The organism is Paenibacillus riograndensis SBR5, assembly GCF_000981585.1.
Classification (GTDB): domain Bacteria; phylum Bacillota; class Bacilli; order Paenibacillales; family Paenibacillaceae; genus Paenibacillus_AQ; species Paenibacillus_AQ riograndensis.
In genome coordinates, this window is the sequence record NZ_LN831776.1 from 7,814,116 (window position 1) to 7,834,834 (window position 20,719).

Genomic DNA, 20,719 nt, shown 5'->3' on the forward strand with positions numbered 1-20,719 from the left:
ATTGCTTTATTTATCGAAAATTGAACATGATTACGAGAATGGCGGTTACCAGAACGGCTATCATCGCAGCAGCTACGGTCTTACCGAGCGGATTAGCCATATTGATCGTCCATAAGAATCCGTACCGATCCGGAACGAATAAAGCCGGGTCTTCAGGGTTCGCGTAAATGCTGCCGAGCCACTTCCAGTGCCTTTCCTCCTGCGACGGAACGTCTCTTATCTGATCAAGACCTCTGAAGCGCAGGTAAAGCAAGACGCCGATTAGCGTCAAGAAGAACAATACTAAGAACGAGATGTTGCTGCGCACGAGCAGATTGAGATTCCAGCCGTACAGTATTACGGCTTGCAGCAACCCTATGTTTACAATTCCCAGCAGCGAAATGCCCCAAGCCGAAATCGAGTGGATTTTCTTGAGCTTCAACTGTTTCCGTAACGATCCTTCCTGGTCCTGAGGGTCCAGCGATGTCCTGGCACGGCTGATCATCAGATTATAGCCGGCGAAGAACACGATCATCAGTGCTTGCACGATGTTCATCATGAACACGGTTCGTACGGATTTGAAAGTGTACTGATCCGGAAGGCCGTCCGGCCCCATATGCGTCGCAAACGACGGCGGAATCGCGTTCCATCTTACAACGACAAAGAAGATACATAGCGCCATTACGGCGACATGCGCGGAATACCACCAAAAGCTCAGCACCGAACCCTGCGTTCGGCCGGCTGCGAGGCTTGCTGCACGCTTTGTCTGCACGGCAACATGCCAGCCTCTGGCTGCCTTCAAACGTTGCGCGGACATCCGGCTGATCCGAATGGCGAAGAACGACATCATTATTAAAAGCAAGCTGGCTGCCGCCCAATACAGGAAGCTCCGACTCGTCGTTACATGACGGGTCACTAAAAAGCAAGCTGCTCCGAGGATGACCGCAAAACCGCCGGTGAGCAAAACGTAATTCCGGCGAATGCCTCGGACGCCCCTATCCTGCAGGGCCTCCGCCGGCAGCGTGATGCCGAACAGCAGGGTCCGCAAGCCGATATAGGCCTGTATGCTGATCATCAACGCGATAAACAAATAAAAGCCGGATATGAAGATCGTCTCCTGTACAGTCAACGCTGTTCCCCCCCGCGATTTGTAATGGCATTCCGGTACACTGACCTGCTCTTCTGCGTGAATGCCTCTTCCGACATGCCTCGTACCGCAGCTGCTGCCGCAAGAGACCGCAGCTGCTGCCGGAGCTTCTCTTCGAACGCCTCCGTCACGCCGGGCATTCCGTCGGGCTGAACGATAACGCCCTTTTTCCGGTGTACTTGAAGAAAGCCCTCCTGCTTGAGTAAATTGTAGGATTTGTTGACGGTATGAAGATTGATCCCCAAATCCTCCGCCAATCTCCGGACCGATGGCAGCGGATCCCCCGGCTTCAACTCGCCAGACGCGATCCCTTCAATCAATTGATCGATCAGCTGAGCGTAAATCGGAGTTTCCGATTGCAGGTCGAGCTCTATGAACAAGAATATCCCTCCTTATGGTAGTTTCTGCGATCCATCAGAAAGCGAGAGGGCCGATTATGCCGTGCATCAGCAACGCGCAAGCAATGGCGCAGGCAATCATTAACCATGTGCGATTTTGACATGTCTAAGCCGTTCCATATCGAACCACCCTCTTCATTTTAATGTTTGTTATATTACATATATAACAGATGTTAAAATGATATGCAAGATCCAGTTGTAGATTCTTCCATCTTGCTTAGGTTAATGAAAACAGCAGCTGATTTTCTGGTCAGCTGCCGTGGTATTCTTATTCAACTATCCTGCCTACAAGACCCCTTTTTGCACAGACTATATTCATAATTTGAACGAATTCACTCTTATTAGAGCATGTTGCGACCGCAATTGACTTCTGATTTGGTGAAGGAATAACCTCCGATAACTTTTTGATAAAATATCTATGGCAAAAGCAGCCGCATCGGAGATTTTTTGATTATCATCTGCCAAAAAGGGATGAAGTTGCTGTGTCCGGCCGCTTCAATTAAATTTTCATCAATTAATCCGATCTCCCTATATAACTCTTCTCTTTTCATACGTTACCCCCTCTTTGTCTAAATGAACTCTAAGTTTATTTCTTGCCCTAAATAATATGGACTTCACTTTACTACTACTCATCTTAAATCTACCCAATCACTCCCTCTGACTCTTGCATAAATTGGAGTATTAAAAAGAGGAGTTGATCATATGGTACGTATCCTTGATAAAGCCGCCGTCCAGTCGCTTAGTCGCTTCAACCCGGCCAAATCATTTACTATTCGGCGTTCCCCGCAAAAATCTGGCATAGCCACGATTGCAATACGGATTCCAGTGAATGCTCAACCAAACCGGGTAGATTTGATAGTATCTGTTGGTGTCAAAGGTATCACAGGCATTGGGCAGATTCGCTTTAGAGTCTTCCGTGGTAAAACAGAAATTTTCAACACACAGCAAGGTATCGAATCTACGGGTTCAGAGCAAAATTATATCGTTACCTTCCAAGCTGAAGATAGAAATGTGAAAGCAGGTACTCATACTTACACAGTCACAGCTGAAAACCGGACTGCAAATACAAAAGTAGATGTTGTAGGACCCATATCATTTAGTGGGTTAGCTGTTAAAACCAGAAACTAACAGCACTTCTTATCATCGACGTCACACGCAAATGGACGGGCCATACCCAGAATTGGAGCTAATGTTCCATTCCAGTCTCATCTTTAAGGCCATCCTTTGTGGGATGGCCGTTTCTGTATACGGTGTTTATGGAGTCATTTCAAAAACAGTACCTTGGTTAAAATCAGCAACTTTCATGGAGCCATATACCCCTAAGTATAGTCTGGTTTGATCCAGATTTGTTCCTAAGCTTACATAATAAGCGGACCCCGACCCAAAATTATAATCGGTTTCAATAATACTAAAGTCATTTAATTTACAATCTGTTTGTCCCCTGGCATAAGCTAAAAACCCTCTAACGGGAGGGTGAACCCCTTCATCCCTGGCAAGATCGGTAAACACAACGCTTCCTGTTAAACCGGGGATGCCATTCCCCAAATAAGCCTGAACTCCTGTAAGCGCGGTTCCTCCCAACTTATCAGGCCGGGGATCTTTATGAAAATAACTGATTAGAGGCTGAAGACGCCTCACTGAGGTTTCTACTGCTTCATTGTAATAAGCAATAGTCTTCTCATCCAAAGTTGGGCTTGCAGCGCAGCCCTTTATAACCGTAGTCGGAAATGCACCTTCCCACCCCCGCCAGCCAAGGTTAATCAGTCCCTCTTGGCCAAGCTCAGAGTTCCCTAATGAAGCCTGAACAAGCTGGGTGACCGGGATTGGCTTATAATGAACGAATGAAAAAATCGACTCGACCAAGTCCTGTCCGACATTCCCCACATATTTGATATACCGGTTATAAACCTTTTCGAATGAAATGCCTGGTACATTGCGAACGCCCTTGGCAATTACCGTAAGCGTTTCTTGAATAGGTACGGGAAGTTCATTAAACCGGGTAGCTACGGGCGGATTATAGATCAGCGTTTCCTCAACTACATCAATTTCAATAATCTTACCCGCTATTTCCATATTATCTTGACTTAAATTAAATGGATCAAAGCCTGATCCGCCATCTCCAGTTGTTAAAACAAGCTTTCCAGTTTCAGGTGAAAAGTTTAAGCTATTGACGCCATTATGATTAAGAAATGGTCTCCTTAGGTTAAGTAATGTCCGCCGTCTTTGAGGTTGGCCATTCGGTTGTAAACTCCATTCTTCAACTGTATCGATATGATCATAATACATTTCTCTATTCGTCCACCTGAGGTTTAAAGTTCCGGAATCACACGGGTTAGGCTTAAAAGATTCAAGCGGAGCACCCGGAATTGCACCTGGACCTTGGGTCCCGGCTACGGAAAAATGAAGATAGAACAGACCGTTATAATAAAAATCGGGATGAAACGCTAACCCTAACAACCCCCGCTCATCATACCCTCCTCTAGAACCGCCTAGTTTTATGATTCGAGGGCGAATATCTAAAAAAGTCCTTATAACTCCGTCTCCTATGTAAAAGATCTCTCCTACTTGGGTTGCAATAAATAATCTTTCAATTGAATCCCCTGGAAGTATAGCTGTTTTCAAAACAGTGGGCATATTGATCTTACTTACAATGGGCTGTAAACTAACCTTTACTTTTTTCAACTAACTTTTGCACCCCCTACTCTTATTTCCCCCTTTTAGAAATATGATTAGAACAATTCCTTTAGTACCAGCCACACACTTAAACTGCCATCCTGTAATGAAGCATCGAGGTGTTCATGCAGCTACTGCCGAAACGGCGGAAGGGGCTTTTGCTGTGAATCGGCAAAAGCCCCCCTCGAGGTACACCATTATTTTGTAGTATGAAAAAAACCGCAGCATCCGCCAGTCAGGCGTTCAAAAGCCTTAGAAGCACGTGAACGAGCGAATCTGATTCAAATCAATGCCGAAGTACCCCCAGAAGAAACCAAACCATCTGAACCCTGCAATTGAAGTACGCCCGACGAATACCGGGAAAAACCAGAATTGCTCGCCATTATTCAGCCAAATGTATGTGTTGCGGAATAGGCAGCGTCTGATCCCTCCGGGGTCGATGGCAAATGTGGTAGCCTGCATTTGCGGTACGAATTGCGGTGGAGGCGCTGTCGGCGCTTGAACACCCCCTGGTGCACCCCCCGGAAACCCGCCCGGAAACCCCGGCCCTCCCGGCACGCCAGGCCCACCCGGGAATCCCGAAAACCCTCCGCCAGGTCCTGGTGTTGGAAAAACCCCCATATGTGATCACTCCTTTCAATGAGTAGGCATAATCATCATATGCATTCGCGGAAAGGGCGCTTGGGTGAAAGCCCAGTTTAAAAACCGTCCTTTTCAAAAGACTTCAAACGAAACAACACGAGTGCATATCACACTACGTGTTGTTTTCTTTATAACCCATTAACCTACTTAGCCCGGTGGACCGTCAGATTGACCCGATTGGTCTCACACATAAATGTGGAGAGGTGAACAGGCTCATCATTTGCAAAAGCAATTTTTAAAGCGCTTTTGCAATCGCGTTTTTAGAGAATAAAATGGAGATTATTATTTCCAGGCAGTCTGATCTACGGCCTCTTTAGCTTGCACTATCCCATGACCATACTCCGGGACCACTCCCAACGGTTCTGCTGTTGACTCCAAAATATCGGCGACCTCGCCCGGGCTAAGCTTTTTGTTCTTATCCAAAATCAGTGCGGCAACACCGGTTACATGTGGAGCGGCCATAGATGTCCCCGATTTCATCCCGTACTGATTACTTGGCAGCGTGCTTAATACTTTTACACCGGGAGCCACGAGGTCTAAATCCGGACCTTTAGCAGAAAAAAATGCCCTTTTGTTACTCGAGTCAATCGCCCCGACTGCAATTGCCGTAGAGTACCTTGCCGGATACAAGATTGTGTCATCACCCATATACCCATCGTTACCTGCAGCTGCAATGATAAGGATACCTGCATCATACGCCTCTTGGATTTTTTCCTCCAGAATTTGTGATGGATTCTCACCGCCAAAGCTGATATTAATAATATCCATTTTGTGCTTGATGGCCCAATCAATTCCCTCGATAAGGGTGAAATAGGAGCCCCGGCCACCCTGATCTAATACTTTGATTGCATAGATATCGGCCATTGGTGCGACTCCAACCACACCTTCTCCATTCATCGACGCGGCGATAATACCAGCAACGTGGGTACCGTGGCCAAAATCATCATCATAGTTTTCAGAATTCGTGATAAAAGAGTATCCGCTCTTCACCTTCACATCTGAATGCTGGCTATACCCGGAATCTAGCACGGCGATCTTCACACCCTTGCCTGTGTATCCTTCTTGCTGTGCTTCAATAGCATGGATATTTTGAATGCCGTAAGGGATCGTTTCCGTTACACTTTCTATCTTCTCAGCTTCGACCTCTGTCTTTACTTCATAGTTCGGTTCAATATATTGGACATCTGGACTATTCTTCAGTTCGTAAAGAGAGGACCCGGATAGCTCGGCCATAACTATATCCCCTGACTCACTTATCTTCTTAAGCTTCCCTCCCAGCTTCTCAATAACATCATTCGGGGGAGTCGTCACACTGTTTAATTTCACCAGATACGTTCCATCGTAAGTTTTCGCAATGCTTGGATCACTAGATTCAGAAGCTGCTAATGCCCCCGCACTTGTTAACATAACAGTAATCAGACAAAAAGAACTAAGAAGACGGATTATTTTCATTCTATGTTCCTCCAGGCTGGTTATTTGTGATGTAAAATAGCATCGGCAATATCAATCGTAAGATCCGATCCGGTGTCCCTTGTATACAAGATTTGCAACGTGGAAACCCCAGATAAATCGACTTCGAATCGTTTAGGCTGGTCCCCACCCTTCAAGTTCGTGAAGCTAAGTAATTCTCTATTGTCCCCTATAATTTTCAACGTCCCTAATGCTGTACTGTTTTTGGTGGAATCATCAATTCCCAAAAAGCCATCAAATTTGGAGTATTGGCCTGCAAGGTTAAATTGAAGCATCCCTTGATTGCTCTTTTCGGGAAAAGAAACTTTATAGCCTCTATGGCTGTATTTGTTGCCCCCAATATTAGCAACACCAATTTCAAACTTTAAATCCCCCTCAACTCTAGTGGGTATCTGGTGCGAGAAGTAATCATCAGCATTACCTTTCCCGATCCAAACCGTGCTTTTGGCATCGTCCCATTCGATATCTTTATTCAACGATTTACTGACAAACCGCAAAGGAACGTAGATCGAACCTTGATAAATAAACCCTTCCGATCCTTGCGGAGGCTTTTTCTCGATTCCGTCGAACATATACGTGATTTTCCTAAGATAGATTCCGGCCATCGTTGGCTCCATCGCATAAGCGCTTGTTCCTGTGATGAGCAAGCAAGCGAAAAAACCAAATATAAAGCTTTTCACTTTTCCTAACATTAACCCTATCTCCCTTTAGCAAATAAAGTAGTTTCATAAGATGAACATGGTGAACGCGGAAAAGAGATTGCTTAGAAAAGCAATCTCTTTTCCGTTATTTCAATCCATTTAGAACGCACGGATCGCCGATTGGAAACCGTATTCATAGCCACCGGAGCCATCTTTGGAAACAATGCGAACAACGAAGTTTGTATCCTTGGAAGGCGCAGGGATTTCGGTAAGCACCGTCCAATTATTAGAGGCAGAAGTAGATCCGCTTGCATACAAGCTGGTCGTGTTGTAATCAGCATCAGCATAATAAATTTTAATCGTCAAACCTTTTTTTCCTTCGTCAAGCAGGTAATAGCGAATGGTATTCCCCATCGACGTACTGTAGCTTTCGTAGTAATCGTTTTCTCCACCACTATTCACGAAGGTATCTTCGGAATGAATCAACTCTTGTGCAGTTACATCGCCGAAGCCCTGGATCGTTCTGGCTTTATCAACTTTGAAAGCCTTCGACTGTGTGGAGGAGCTTGTTACATCTGTAGGATTGGACTGTGCAAATCCACTCATAGGTATTGCCAGGGATAAAGCTGCAACCGTTGCCAAAACAACAAACAAGCGTTTTTTCATAGTTTTCCGGTTCCTCCTAATAATTAAATATTGGCGTACCGCGAGTACAGCACCATAATATACCATTTATTCATAGATTTCAATATAAAAAGTCAATATTTTCTATACTCTGGAATAATTATTACAGTTCCTAACGCGCCTGCTCCTTGATCACCTGCTCAATCCCGAGCAGAATCAGCTTCAAGCCGAACTCAAATGCCCCGTCGGTCCCCATCAGCTCGAACAGTCCGTTCGTGAACAGCCTCCGAAACAGTCCCGCATCCGTGTCGCTCATCGAGTCCAGAAGGCGAATCACCTCCTCACCCGGAGCCGCTCCCTGCTCCTTAAGGATCGCGGAGACATTGCGCTCATGCTGATAATCGTCCAGAACAAAGTAGAAAACATAGTTCACAAGCGTAGTCACCACTTGCATTTTCTGCGCTTGCTCAAGCGGCGTCGATTCCACGCAGAGCAGCATACGGTTCGTGAACCGGATGATGTCCGGTTCGTGGGGCAGCGTCATCATCATCAGCTGCGTAGAGCAGGGATACCGGCTGAGCACGCTCCGTACGGTTACGGCAAGCCCTGTCAGCTGCTCCTTCCAGTCCCCCTCGGAGTGGAACTCCTCCAGGATTATCTTCGATACCTGATTGGCCAGGCGCTGGTAAAGATTTTGTTTGCTCTTGAAGTACCAGTACAGGGAGGGAGCCTGAATCCCCAGCCTGTCGGCCAATCGTCTCATGCTGAATTTCTCGATGTCCTCCTCTCCAAGAAGCTCCCACGAGGCTTCCAGAATCCTGTCCTCCGAAATTTGAGGCTGCTGCTTTTTCATCATTATCCGCCCTTTTATCTAACAGTGTAAGTTTATGCTTTACAGGTTTATAGGTTCATGATATCATCTAACACTGTAAGGTTCAATCTAACACTGTTAGACTAGAAAAAACAAAGAAAGAAGTGATCCAACATGGATGCAGAAAACCTCTATTACTTTGAAAAAGCACCGGTCGCAAAGGCCGTAGCTCACTTCGCTGTACCGATGATGTTAGGCACATCAATGAATGTCATATACTCCATCTTGAATGCCTATTTCCTTGGTACACTCCATAATACTGCTATGTTAACCGCACTCGCACTAACCTTGCCGTTATTCGCAATCATTATGGCGCTGGGCAATTTGATTGGCATGGGCAGCGGCACATTCATCTCCCGTTTGCTGGGGGAGAAGAGATATGATGACGTAAAGCATGTGTCTTCATTCGCTTTTTACAGCAGTTTAGTTCTCGGACTTATCCTGATGGCTGTGGGTCTCCCATTGATCGAACTAATCGTACACGGCCTGGGGGCAACGCCTGACTCCTTCGGATTCACGAAGGACTATGTCACGGTTATGCTTATCGGTTCACCATTTGTCGTATTATTCTTCACGCTGGAGAATCTCGTGCGCTCTGAGGGTGCAGCCATGACGTCTATGATCGGTATGATTCTCAGTGTTGTTGTAAATATCATTCTTGATGCGCTCGTCATCTTCGTGTTCCACTGGGACGTGATCGGCGTTGCGTCGGCTACGGTCATTTCCAACTTGGTTGCGAGTATATATTACGCCTTCCATATGGGATCTAAGAGCCAATTCTTAACGATCTCCGTAAAATGGTTCAAGGCTACCAAGGACATTCTGGGCAATGTATTCAAAATCGGAGTTCCGGTCTTTATTATGAGCATCTTTTTGGGCGCAATGTCGCTCATCTTTAACCATTTCCTTGTCGAATATGGGGATGCAGCCGTGGCGGCTTACGGAATTTCATCACGTTTATTGCAGTTTCCTGAGTTTATTCTGATGGGTTTATGCGAGGGAGTTGTGCCGCTCATTGCCTTCTCTTTTACAGCGGATAAATTGCGCATGAAGAATACCATTGGATTTACGATTAAAGCAATCGTGGGGCTAGCCGTCGTATTCGGCATCGTTGTCTATTTGATTTCCGACCATTTAATTGGTCTTTTTACAAACGACCCGCAATTAATTGAAATGGGCAGCTACATTCTGCATGTAACGTTCCTATCCTTGTTCATTACAGGGATGACCACTCTGTTTACCGGGGTCTTCCAGGCAACAGCGCAAGGAACAGCCGCGTTTATTATGTCAATTATTCAAGGAGTTACGCTGATTCCTGTGCTTTATATCGCCAATCAAATGAACGGCTTCCACGGGGTGGTCTGGTCGCTTGTCATTGCGGATGCCGCTGCCTTCCTTGTCGGTGCCGTCATGCTGTATGTTCTGCGGAACAAATTGCAGCCGGAATTGGAAAGTTTAGTACAGTAGAATTGATACCCCGCCGCCTCTAAAAGCAAGAAGGTACGGAAAAGCCGGTTCATTACCGGGTTTTCCGTACCTTCTCTTTCTGGTCTAAATCAACGCGTCGAAATGTCCCTCCGAGTTCACCGTCGCCGTCCGGGGATCAGTTAGACCGTTGCCTTTAAGGCTCCCCTCTGCTTCAGTCCGCCAGAACGGGAGATGGTCTTGAAGCGGAGAAACCGGTACGAAATTGACCGGGGCGCTGCTCCCGCCTTTCTGCACCAGTCTAGCCTCCAGCAGCCGGATTTGCCGCTGCAGCTGCTCCCGGAGATAGGGAGTCTGCATCTTGCTGCCCTGCGCCGCGTTCGCCTTGTCCAGCTCCATCATCAGCTGGTTTCGCTGCTTCTCCAGGGAACTGACATCGCTCTGTGTTCCGCCGTAAGGTGCAATGTTTTGTACTGGGCTGATACCTGATACTGCTTGTGCCGCCATGATTGGTCCCTCCGTCTCCTTGGCTCCCACGTTGAATCAAGCCAATTCAAAAGTTCTAATCCTCTCTATTACCCGGCCATCCCCGCCATGACAACATTCCAGGCCGCATATCTGCAATAATCGTCGTATAGTCTCAGCCAGAAGCTTTTTTCGGTCATACCAAAAGACCCACCGAAGCTCTTTCCCGAACCCGCTATCCCACATATCATGCAAAAAAATGCAAATAAGAGTACGTGATTCTAATCACAACCTGGAATAACTGGACGTGTATACTCTTATAGAGTAAAGATCATCATGGGAGGTTCTAGCATGGGGCGATATGAAGAGCAAATTACATTAGACCAGCCATTTGTCCCGAATTTCTCGAAAAAGGCAGCCGTTGGGAAAAATCGAAAATAGTCAAAAGACTCCATTATCCAATTGGAGATTGATCCCCTTCGCTTTTTATCATATGCTCTTCTCTATACTGGCTGGGACTAACGCCTACATGCTTCTTGAACACTTGGCAGAAATACCGCTGGTTATCATATCCGACATTAGTGGATATTTTAGAGATTTTGAAGCTGCTTCCCCTCAGCATCTTTTTCGCTTGCCGGATGCGCAGCAAAGTGACATATTCCAGAATCGTTTGCCCGGTTGATTTAGAATACAAGTTGCTTACATAGGAAGCGTTGAGGTCAAACCGCTCTGCTAATTGATCGAGCTGGATATTCTCATGATAATGGGATTCAAGGTAAGCTTTGATTTCATGAACCACCTTTTCTTTCAGGGTAGTCTTCGTTACGTTCAAATAAAATTGCACACTCTGCGCCAAATCCACACATATTTTCTTCAAAGATGCCCAATCCGGCGCTTCATGTATCTCTTCAATCAGCCGGGTGCGGTCTCCGGTCACTCTCTCGATCTTGATTCCATAGTCCTGCCCGATCAGATCGTGCAGCCGGTTCGCCCACTGGGCACCTGTCTTCTTGAGGGTATCAGGAGCGATTAATTGCTTGGTCCCCCATTCCGTCCAACGTTCTAGCATCGCTTCGAACTCTTTTTGTTCGTAACGGATGAAGGATTGTATTTGATTAGACCAATCGGAGACTATTCTCTCGGAAATGCGGGTAATCTCCGTCCAGCTGCTTGCGTCCATTACCGGAGCACCGAAGAACAACCCCATTTGACATGCCTTGTAGGCTGCCAAATACGAGACATGCATATGCATTATTTCGGTTACAACCGGACCGATTGCAAACGACATTAAAGTATCGTCCCATGAGCCGTCATTCGAAAATGTTGCGGCTGCAGCTATCAGAGTTTCCGTTAATGGCGCGTCTTCCTTCAGGTTCGCCATGCATAATAAGATGACTTTCTGCTGCTCGTAGAGCAGATCGACGACGATTCCGCGGTTCGCCAAAAAGCTCAGGAGAGCATCGGCAATGCCCTTGTCCTTCATTCGTTCGAGCAAAAGAGTCGCCGGGCTGCCGATCAGGATCACTGCAAACTGGTCATATTGTCCGTATGGCGTTTGATCGAATGATGGACGTTTCCCATGGACGATTAGATCGGTAAACACCGCCCGGTCTAATGCTTTTGCAATTCGAAGCTCAGGGTGATTCCCCGTTTGATCCGCTTTGCGCCCGAGACGCTGAATTGCCCTTGAGACGGTCCTTGCCACTTCATCAAGCTCTGCAGGCTTGATCAGATAATCCACCGCCTCCAGTTCAATAGCTTCTTTGGCGTATTCAAACTCGGAATAGCCGCTCACGATAATGCATTCCGCTTTGCGGCCATTCTCCTTTAGGGTACGAATTAGATCAAGACCGTTCAGGCCGGGCATCCGAATGTCTGTCAGGACTATGTCCGGATCCGACTGAAGAATCCGTTCCAGCGCTTGTTTGCCGTTATTTGCCGTCCCTATGATCCGTACTCCGAATGCATCCCAGTCGATCATTTCCGACAACGTTTCCACTACAAGCTGTTCGTCATCCGCTATAAAAAGCTTATACAAGTCATGTCCCCCTTCATAGCCCGACCTCAATCCATTATACCGATCTCAAGGGTGATTTTGGTTCCGGCACCCGGAATACTGTCTATGCGGATTCCACGGTCTTGGCCGTAATGCAATTGGATCCTTTCCTGTATGTTCCTTAAGGCATATCCCCTTGGCTGCATATCAACAGGATCAAAACCCACTCCGTCATCCTCAACTTCGAATATAAGGATTGCCCCTTCTCTCCGGCCCCGAATGACAATGCTCCCTTTGCCCTCCTTCAACTCGATTCCATGAAAGATCGCATTTTCTACCAACGGCTGAATAAGCAGCTTCAGCATGCGGATGTGCTCGATTCCCGGCTCGAGGTCGATGATCACCTCGAACTTCCCCTTATAGCGGATGTTCTGAATCTCTAAATAATTTTTCACTTGTTCGATTTCATTGCCGACAGTTGTAATATAGTCCCCGTTGTTCAAGCTTAATTTAAAAATATTCGAAAGGGACATGACCATTTTGGAAATGTTTTTGGCACTGATTCGTTCCGCCATTAGATATATGGAATTCAACGTATTGTATAGGAAATGAGGGTTGATTTGACTCTGCAGCGCATGAAGCTCAGCTTCCTTCTCCTTAAGCTTGGCTTCGATCAATTTGTCCGACAATTCCGTGTTGGTACGGAAGGTTCGCAGGAATTGATTTCCGATTTTACCGATTTCATCTTCTTCTACAAACAGGATTCCTTCAATTTCATCGCGTTTTGCCGCTTTTCTTGCTACAGAAGTGAGCAAAGTCAACTGTTTGGTAATCCGCTTCGAGATGAGATAAGCGCCGTAGGCGGCAAGCAGGAAAGCTACCAGCGTCAATGAGAGCGTAACATTACGAATCAGGATGATTTCCGAGTTAATGCTTGAATAGGGGATCATGCTGACCACTTTCCACTGGGTTACCGGATTCGTTTCGAAGGTGATGACATACCGTTCTCCGCCCATCGTTTCGATGCGGTTCCCCCGCTCAGGCAAATCATAGATCTGATTCAAATCCTTTTGGGGAACTTTTTTTAAATCATTGTTACCGGAATTAGAATAGATGATTTTGTTTTGCTCCAGGATCATCAAATCCCCTTTTTCAGCATTGGAAATGTTCTTGAACATTTCATCGAAGACCCGTCTATCGATGGAAATAATCAACATGCCGATCGGCTCGAGCGTTTCAAGATTGTTTAACCGTTTGCCGTACAGCAGCAGGTTCGGGCTGCCCTTGAGCAGCCGGACTTCATCGCTGTTCAGCCACAAGCCCCGGCCGCCCATCTCCCCCACCTGTTGATACCATGTTGTCCGTGAGACCGCCTGATAGATATTGTCATAAGTTAATCTGTCCCATTGGTTTGTGGTAATCAGTTCCCTTTGCCCGCTGCCAACGTAAACGTAACGAATATAGGATTTATTGTTGGTAATATTGACGATCAGACTGCGGGTCGCATTTTGAAGGTCATAGATCTCCTTGAAATCATTCTTAGTATAGGAAAGGAAGTTCTGAACATCCCGGGAAGACAACATCAGCTTCGAAATCGATTCAACATCATTCACGAAAGTCTGGATATTCCAATTGATGGAGCCCAGCAAATTCGAGGTGGTATCGGACATCTTGTTCTCGATCACTTTGCTTAAATAGACAAAGGTTAAGGAAGCGATCAGGACCAGCGGAAGCAAGGAACAGGCTATGGACAAAATAATAATCTTGCTTCGGATACTTATCGACAGGAACAGCCGTTTTATGCTCATGAAATCCCCCTGACCAAGAAGAGTGGCAACCTGATACTATCAGTATACCTTCAGTCAAAGGCATATGGGAGATTAACCTTTAGTCGCACCTGCGGTCATACCGGAAATAACGCTCTTGTTGAAAATGAAGTAAACCACCATTGTCGGGATGGTCGTAATGCTGATTGCAGCAAAGGTGGCTCCCCAATCCGTTAAACCGTACTGTCCGATATAATCCATCAAGCCAACTGGAATGGTCCGTGATTTAAGGTCATGAATAAACGTATTCGCGAAAATAAACTCATTCCAGACAAAGATCAGATTCATAACGACAACCGTAACTATCGTATTCCGGGATAGAGGGAAAATCATCCGCCAGAAAACCTGATACACTCCGCAGCCATCCATGACAGCGGCCTCCATGATCTCATTCGAAATGTATTTATAGAAGCTCACGAAAAGATAGATCGAGATCGGCAGTGCAAACCCTACTTGGGGCAAAATGAGAGATGTGAGCGTATTGATAATTCCTATTTTGTTATAAAGAATGAACAGCGGTATGAGCACGACCTGAATCGGGATCATAATGCCGCACAGAAATAGAAACAACACGCTTTGACTCCATTTAAAAGACATCTTCTCAATAACGAAAGCAGCCATGGCGCTGAACAGGATCACAAGTATGATGGTCGTCACGGCGACGATGAGACTATTGGAAAAATAAGTCCCCAAATTTCCTTTATTCCACACGCTGTAATAATTTCCGAAGGTGAATTGGCTTGGCAGGCTGAGCGGGTTATCACCGGAAAAATCGGTAGTCGCCTTAAAACTGGAGATGAACACCCAGACAAGCGGATACACTTGAATGACAAGCAGAGCAAAGGAAACTACCACAAGAACCGCTTTAGTATAACCGGAAAATTTCATCATCAGGTCTCCTTACTGTCCATCATCCGTCTGATAAAGGCGACTGCAATGAGGCTTTCAACGACGATAAATACGGCCATCGCGCTGCCATAACCAAAGTCCAGACTGGAGAATGCGGTTTTGTACATATAAGTCGGCAACAATTCCGTTACGCGGCCCGGTCCCCCGTTCGTCATGAGATACGGGATGTCAAATCCTTTTAGCGCTCCCGTAGTAGCCATAATGATAGAAACCATCAGCACTGGCTTAATCAGCGGCATTTTAATCGAACGGAACAGGTTCCAAGAAGAGGCTCCGTCCATTCTGGCAGCTTCCTCGATATCGGAAGGAATGGAAATTAACGCACTGTACAAGATAATCATATAAAGACCGATATAACGCCAACCTTCGGGTACCGATACGGCACTCAGAGCCCACTTCAAGTCGGAAAGCCAAGGCCTGCTCCAGTCTCCAAGACCCATCTGCTGCAGACAAAAGTTCAGGATTCCGACCGGTTCAAACGAGTACACATTTTGGAACAACTGTGCTATGGCTACTGACGTGATGATAGCAGGAGCAAAATATAATGTCTTGAACAATTCTCTCCCCTTGGTGATGCTGGTCAGCAAGATGGCTACCAACAAACCAAGAAACACCTGCATGGCTACAATAATGAAAACATAGATCAGATTGTTGCTGAATGCCTTCCAGAATGTCTTGTCGCCGCCAAACATCTTGGCGTAATTGTCAAAGCCGATATAGAGCATATCTGAAACTCCGTCCCAGGAGAAGAAACTGAAATACATCGACCAAAGGATGGGAGCCAGAACGGTTAGCAGATACACCAATAATGCAGGCAACAGGAAGACGAGAGCGGCTTTGCGGTTGCGCAGGATTTTATCCATATGCTTGCTCATTCCCTAATTTTAGTTTTATTTTACTTACAGGCGTCCAACCGGCTTTTTGATTGGCCGCCTGTTTAGCATCGCTATTTGAAATATTTTGGCGCATTTTCTTTAATCGCCTGATCCATTAGTTCTGCAAAATCATCCGGAGTATGGGCTCCCAGAGCCAAGGCATTCAATTCGTTGCCGAGCAGCTCATTCGTGGCCGGGTCAAGGCGCGTATCCCACGGGACCGCAAAGACGTTGCCGGATTTCGCGATTTCGTCTTGTATTTTATAGAAGAGCTCCGGCATCCCTTGCTCTTGATCAAGCGAATAATTGAAAGGCGAGAATTGGCCTTTTTCCGTATAGGCCTTCGGATATTGTTCCAGAAGGAATTTGACGAATTCCTTCATCGTATCATCGAAGGTCTCCTGGTTGAAGGCAACGCCGATGCCCGAGTTGATGAAATAATCATTTTCAGCCGTTTTGGCACCTTCCATCATGGGAAGCCGGAAAAAACCGATATTATCCTTCATTTCTGTGCTTACTTTATCATTTACGAAGTTCATAGTTTCCCATGAACCCATGTAATACATGCCGGCTTTGCCGCCCAGGAACAAGTCGCGCGCTGCGGTGTAATCCGTTGCAGTGAATCCTTCCTGAAAGTACCCTTTGGTGCCCAGATCGTGCACGAACTTAATACCTTCCATGCCGGCAGGGTCCTTGAAAGATGCCTTCCCTTGCTTTACATTTTCAATAAAATCATTGCCTGTCATGCGGAACGGTTTGTACGCCAGGTACCGGAGAACCGGCCATTTATCCTTGCCGTCGACGGCAATCGGCGTAACCCCGCTTTGCTTCAGCGTCTCGGCAACCTTCATGAACTCATCGAACGTCTTCGGCGGCTCAAGGCCAAGATCCTTAAACATCTTGATGTTGTACCAGAATACCTCAATTCCGTATTCAAGCGGGAAAGTATACATGCTACCGTCTGCGAATTGCTGATATTGCAAGGCCACCGGGCGGAAATCCTGATATTTCCCTAGTTCCTCCAGCAGTTTTTTCATATCCACCAGTTTGCCTTGCTGCACTAGCTTGGAAGCATAGGCATCCGGATCAGTATCGAACATAGCGGGCATCTCGTTGCTCGCAATCAATGTCCGCAGCTTTTGCAAATAGGACGGGCGATCCCCCGTACCTTCCAGAACCAGCTCGAATTCCGGATGTGTTTGGGAAAACTTGTCCGCAATTTCCTTTACCGTAACGGCTGGAGGGCTGTCTACACCTCGGGCCACGAACCATTTGTATGTTTTCTTGTCCACCTTCGGCGGATTTGCCGATCCGGTTGCCGCAGCGCCGTTATTATTATTTCCGCCTCCGCATGCGCTCACCATCGCCATCAGGACAACCAGCGGTAACGCAAGAGCCAGCCTTTTGACATAACGTTTCATTTAGAAGACCTCCTGTTAGTTAGGAACCGAAATGGATGCTTGTTCAAAAACCGCCCGGCCTTCCTGGACAAAACAGCCCCAGCTGCCGGTTTTCAAATTATACAAACGTGTAGTCATGGCGACCTGATCGGCCAAATATACTACGCAAACGGAATTCTCCACAACGATCTCGATATTATAAACCGTACCGGCCTGCAATTCTATCGGTACTTCCAGCTCTACCGCATGAGGATGATCCCCTTTGATATGCCACTGCATCTCACCCTGCTCCCGCCGGGGCCACATGTCGAACACCAGGCGGTTATGAATGGGTTCAAGGCGAATGTAATAGGCCTCGTCAAGATCCTCGCTTGCGCGAAGCAAGATGCCACAGCCTCTCGTCCCTTCCGAGAAGGACAGCTCGGCCGAAATCTTGCAAGTTTCGGGCATGAAGCCGGCTGATATGCAAGAGTATGTCTCGTTCGCAGCCGTTTCTATACGCCCCTCCGACTCCTCCCATTCCCCGATCCGCGAATCCCACTTGGCTGCTTGTTTATTTGAAAAATGATGGGAAACCGTCTCCGGGATACGAACCGTTAACGTTCCATCCTGTTCTTGAACAAGTTCGTGTACGACCAAGTTTCCAGCCCACTGCCAATCGCCGTAATCATTCTCGTTTTCCTTGCTTGGGTCCCAGCCAAAAGCGTAGCGCTTATTTCCGTCACTCCATGTTTTCGCAGCATAGAACGCTCTGGCGTCAAACGCATCGTTTCTCGGCGCCGTCCAAGGTCCGCTTAAAGATTTACTCATGCGGTAATGGGTGACAAACCGTTCCGAGAACGTGGAGTAAACCAGATACCACCATTCCCCGATTTGGAATAAGTCCGGGCATTCATGCGTCACGTACATTTTCGGATTCCAGAAAGGCTGCCGGATTTCCCAGCTTTTGAGATCCTTGGAAGCACAGAGTCCGATGCTCCCCCGGCGCCGGGAAGGACCTTCTTTGTTCCTTGCAGCAAGAAGCATCCAGTACTCCCCCGCCTCTTCATTCCAGAATACAAAGGGATCGCGCCAGTCATGTCTTTCATATTGAATCCCGTCGGAATAGAAGGTATCTTCGGGGATTTTCCGCCATGACTCCATATCCGTGCTCACGGCGTGCATGACGCATTGGAGCGGCACTCCGTCCTCTATGAATTCCGGATTCGGATTGAGACCGGTGTAGAACAGATGATATTCCCCATGGGCTTCGATGATCGAGCCGGTATAACAGTTGAGGTCTTGCTCGCTCACACTTCCATGCTTCAGCTTTTCGCCCACTTCTTCATAGTGCACGAAATCGCTTGTGTGGAGCTCGAACCAGGAGGTTCCTTCTCCATGAATCTTCTTGTTATCTCTCCAATCATGAAGATAGAACAAACGGAAGCTGCCGTCTTTGTAAAAGGGGATCAGGTCTCCCACCCAAGCCCCGTCCGGCTTGTAAAATAAGTTAGTCAATTTTTGTAACCCCTTTCTTTTATCATAACTTGATTATAAAAGGGATTGAAAACGCTTTAAATTCTAACTTCTTTGTCGTATGTTCAATATTTTTGGTTTTCTAATTTAATGAAAAGATTTATAACATCAAACGAAACCGCATAACCTCGTCGCCACCCGCAGTGAGACGTATTTCTTAGTGAAGTACAAAGCATCAAGTTAAAACTATACCTACATTGGCAAAGGCCCCTTCCGCCAAACGGCGGAAGGGGCCTTTGCTGTAGACAAGAAAAAATTAGTCTCCCATATCGTTATGTAGTACGAGAAAAACTTGCCTCTACTTATGGTACGGTTCACAGCGATTGTGGAGCATCCTTATCTTTTTTGCAAAAAGATCCACCATTACCGGTCAAAACCGGGAATAAAAATCTCTTCGCAACCCTGAATCCCGTTCAACCAGCGTCTGGTCAGGGGGATGATATTCTCAAACAAATCTACCGGGTAACCCCAGTCAAGGTCCAATTGGAACATATAATGATTCATAGCGATAACGCCATCTGTCCGCAGGGATTTCAATAAAGTGTGGATCAAGGTGATAAAAGGCTGCATGGCATGAACTTCGAGTGTACCTGAGGCAACCTCCTGCTGAAGAAGTTTGATCATGGCCGGCAAAGTTTCCATCCAATCCGTATGAATGGTGTCGATTCCAGCCTGTCCGCACAAAATCGCCTGGATGATATCATTGACCGCATGCTGAAAAACGATAATATCCACCGACCCGGAAGGCAGATGTTTATTGATATAAGCCGCATCTTCCTCTATGATTTTCATATGCAGGGGAAGGCCCATCGTTTTCTCCAGCAAACTGGTGGTGAGGCTTTTATTCATATTGGCTGTTATGTATGTACTGTTCGGATGGGTCCGTGCCATGACCTGGGGAACCATATCTGCATCGCCCGAAGCCACCTCCAATAATGTCAGGTCATCTCCTAACTGCAGCGCTTCAAAAACCTCTGCCCAGCGCGCTCTGAAGTAGACTTCATTTACAACGGTAAAATGGGCAATCGGACTTTCCAGCAACAGTTTAAGCTGGTGTTCAACCTCGTTTTGTGGGATGGACCGATATTGCTTCAGTTCCTGCTCGCTCAAAAAACGGTGTGCACGCTCATTTATTAATGGGTAGCATTTGTCTACGTCGTCTAATGGAATCATACTAAGCCTCCCTCCTGGCTATAACTATATTTGCTACTATTATAATGCTTCTGGATAAAAACCCCAACTGCCGTTCAGCGTAATGGAACGGCAGTTAGCGCCTTGAACCGCACGAGGATGTTCAGGCTTAAGGAAAAGCCCGGACCCAAGCCACCTGACTCCGAGTCAGCTTAACGGATCTATCGGCGAAATTGCTAAAGGAGCTGCCGTCGGCAGCTCCTTGTTTTAATTCGATCTGGTGTGGTATTTTCATTTTCCGACCTGTTTACTCACTGGAATACTCTGAGCAAAACGAAACACATTATGAGGATCGTACTTTCGTTTCACCTGCTTCAATCTGCCAAAGTTCTCGCCATAATACGCCTTGGGCCAGTTCTTAATCTGCAAATCGGGAAAATTCACATAATCTCCTTTGAACTCCATTCTGGCAGTATTGTATGACGGTTTGCCCGGAATTACGATCCTTCCGGTTAACCGTGTACTTTTATTTTTCAACTTTTGTGCCATCTCTTTACACCAGCCCTGCTCATGAGATAAGCCTTTCTCATTAGCTTATTTCTATTTAGGGACACCTATCCTAGTAACGGCAAACGCCCAGTTTGAATCGTAAAATAGTTCAATCCACTATGAACTAAGATATGGTCATTTATCATATTTAAAGAGGGCTTGAGCGATCCGTCCAATTCCTAT

At 46.6% G+C, this 20,719-nt stretch carries 19 protein-coding genes and 2 pseudogenes; 2 read left to right on the top strand and 19 right to left on the bottom strand.

Going from position 1 to position 20,719, the window contains the following annotated elements; all coding sequences use genetic code 11:
* Nucleotides 1-10 precede the first annotated feature (10 nt).
* The 3 genes from PRIO_RS33060 to PRIO_RS37275 all read right to left on the bottom strand — a co-directional run bounded on the left by PRIO_RS33060 (nt 11) and on the right by PRIO_RS37275 (nt 2,075).
* Nucleotides 11-1,108 (bottom strand): DUF5808 domain-containing protein, encoded by a 1,098-nt coding sequence (locus tag PRIO_RS33060; RefSeq protein ID WP_020434305.1) that lies wholly within the window; start codon nt 1,106-1,108, stop codon nt 11-13.
* Nucleotides 1,105-1,506 (bottom strand): GntR family transcriptional regulator, encoded by a 402-nt coding sequence (locus PRIO_RS33065; protein ID WP_020434304.1) that lies wholly within the window; start codon nt 1,504-1,506, stop codon nt 1,105-1,107. The genes PRIO_RS33060 and PRIO_RS33065 overlap by 4 nt, the downstream gene beginning before the upstream one ends.
* 434 nt (nt 1,507-1,940) lie before the next feature.
* Complete coding sequence (locus tag PRIO_RS37275) at nt 1,941-2,075, bottom strand: hypothetical protein (RefSeq protein ID WP_020434303.1); 135 nt, start codon at nt 2,073-2,075, stop codon at nt 1,941-1,943.
* Between the two features lie 151 nt (nt 2,076-2,226).
* On the opposite strand from PRIO_RS37275, the gene PRIO_RS33070 reads away from it, so the two are divergent.
* Entirely contained in the window at nt 2,227-2,652 is a 426-nt protein-coding gene (locus PRIO_RS33070) for a hypothetical protein (RefSeq protein ID WP_020434302.1), read from the top strand.
* A gap of 126 nt (nt 2,653-2,778) precedes the next feature.
* Here PRIO_RS33070 and PRIO_RS33075 read toward each other — a convergent pair whose 3' ends face one another.
* From PRIO_RS33075 to PRIO_RS33100, 7 genes and pseudogenes are all read right to left on the bottom strand, one after another.
* Complete coding sequence (locus PRIO_RS33075) at nt 2,779-4,206, bottom strand: PQQ-dependent sugar dehydrogenase (RefSeq protein WP_020434301.1); 1,428 nt, start codon at nt 4,204-4,206, stop codon at nt 2,779-2,781.
* Between the two features lie 243 nt (nt 4,207-4,449).
* Entirely contained in the window at nt 4,450-4,818 is a 369-nt protein-coding gene (locus PRIO_RS33080) for a hypothetical protein (protein ID WP_020434300.1), read from the bottom strand.
* Between the two features lie 164 nt (nt 4,819-4,982).
* Nucleotides 4,983-5,078 (bottom strand): annotated as a pseudogene (locus PRIO_RS37385) (GntR family transcriptional regulator); the annotation flags it as partial.
* A gap of 43 nt (nt 5,079-5,121) precedes the next feature.
* Nucleotides 5,122-6,291, bottom strand: coding sequence for a S8 family peptidase (locus tag PRIO_RS33085; RefSeq protein WP_020434299.1), 1,170 nt, complete (start codon nt 6,289-6,291; stop codon nt 5,122-5,124).
* A gap of 20 nt (nt 6,292-6,311) precedes the next feature.
* Nucleotides 6,312-7,001: an NPCBM/NEW2 domain-containing protein gene (locus PRIO_RS33090; RefSeq protein WP_020434298.1), complete on the bottom strand. Its 690-nt coding sequence runs from the start codon at nt 6,999-7,001 to the stop codon at nt 6,312-6,314.
* A 108-nt stretch (nt 7,002-7,109) separates the two neighbouring features.
* Nucleotides 7,110-7,616: a hypothetical protein gene (locus tag PRIO_RS33095; protein WP_020434297.1), complete on the bottom strand. Its 507-nt coding sequence runs from the start codon at nt 7,614-7,616 to the stop codon at nt 7,110-7,112.
* Nucleotides 7,617-7,746: 130 nt separating this feature from the next.
* Nucleotides 7,747-8,427 carry a TetR/AcrR family transcriptional regulator gene (locus tag PRIO_RS33100; protein WP_039791491.1) on the bottom strand — a complete coding sequence of 227 codons (681 nt, stop codon included), beginning with the start codon at nt 8,425-8,427 and terminating at the stop codon, nt 7,747-7,749.
* A 132-nt stretch (nt 8,428-8,559) separates the two neighbouring features.
* Between PRIO_RS33100 and PRIO_RS33105 the strand changes: the two genes are divergently transcribed.
* The gene (locus PRIO_RS33105; protein WP_020434295.1) at nt 8,560-9,912 is read left to right on the top strand and encodes an MATE family efflux transporter; all 1,353 of its coding nucleotides are present in this window, start codon (nt 8,560-8,562) and stop codon (nt 9,910-9,912) included.
* A gap of 84 nt (nt 9,913-9,996) precedes the next feature.
* Here PRIO_RS33105 and PRIO_RS33110 read toward each other — a convergent pair whose 3' ends face one another.
* The 9 genes and pseudogenes from PRIO_RS33110 to PRIO_RS37150 all read right to left on the bottom strand — a co-directional run.
* The gene (locus PRIO_RS33110) at nt 9,997-10,377 is read right to left on the bottom strand and encodes a hypothetical protein (RefSeq protein WP_020434294.1); all 381 of its coding nucleotides are present in this window, start codon (nt 10,375-10,377) and stop codon (nt 9,997-9,999) included.
* 412 nt (nt 10,378-10,789) lie between these two features.
* Nucleotides 10,790-12,373, bottom strand: coding sequence for a response regulator (locus PRIO_RS33115; RefSeq protein WP_020434292.1), 1,584 nt, complete (start codon nt 12,371-12,373; stop codon nt 10,790-10,792).
* A gap of 26 nt (nt 12,374-12,399) precedes the next feature.
* A complete protein-coding gene (locus PRIO_RS34290; protein ID WP_020434291.1) occupies nt 12,400-14,139 on the bottom strand; it encodes a cache domain-containing sensor histidine kinase in 1,740 nt (579 codons plus the stop codon).
* 72 nt (nt 14,140-14,211) lie between these two features.
* A complete protein-coding gene (locus PRIO_RS33125; RefSeq protein WP_039791479.1) occupies nt 14,212-15,048 on the bottom strand; it encodes a carbohydrate ABC transporter permease in 837 nt (278 codons plus the stop codon).
* Nucleotides 15,048-15,941: a carbohydrate ABC transporter permease gene (locus PRIO_RS33130; RefSeq protein ID WP_231869794.1), complete on the bottom strand. Its 894-nt coding sequence runs from the start codon at nt 15,939-15,941 to the stop codon at nt 15,048-15,050. Before PRIO_RS33130 ends, PRIO_RS33125 begins: the two co-directional genes overlap by 1 nt.
* 71 nt (nt 15,942-16,012) lie before the next feature.
* Nucleotides 16,013-17,362 (bottom strand): ABC transporter substrate-binding protein, encoded by a 1,350-nt coding sequence (locus tag PRIO_RS33135; RefSeq protein ID WP_020434288.1) that lies wholly within the window; start codon nt 17,360-17,362, stop codon nt 16,013-16,015.
* Nucleotides 17,363-17,377: 15 nt separating this feature from the next.
* Complete coding sequence (locus tag PRIO_RS33140; RefSeq protein WP_020434287.1) at nt 17,378-18,838, bottom strand: glycoside hydrolase family 32 protein; 1,461 nt, start codon at nt 18,836-18,838, stop codon at nt 17,378-17,380.
* Nucleotides 18,839-19,219: 381 nt separating this feature from the next.
* Nucleotides 19,220-20,029: a hypothetical protein gene (locus PRIO_RS33145; RefSeq protein WP_020434286.1), complete on the bottom strand. Its 810-nt coding sequence runs from the start codon at nt 20,027-20,029 to the stop codon at nt 19,220-19,222.
* Between the two features lie 249 nt (nt 20,030-20,278).
* Nucleotides 20,279-20,443, bottom strand: a pseudogene (locus tag PRIO_RS37150) (BBE domain-containing protein); the annotation flags it as partial.
* Nucleotides 20,444-20,719: the final 276 nt, after the last annotated feature.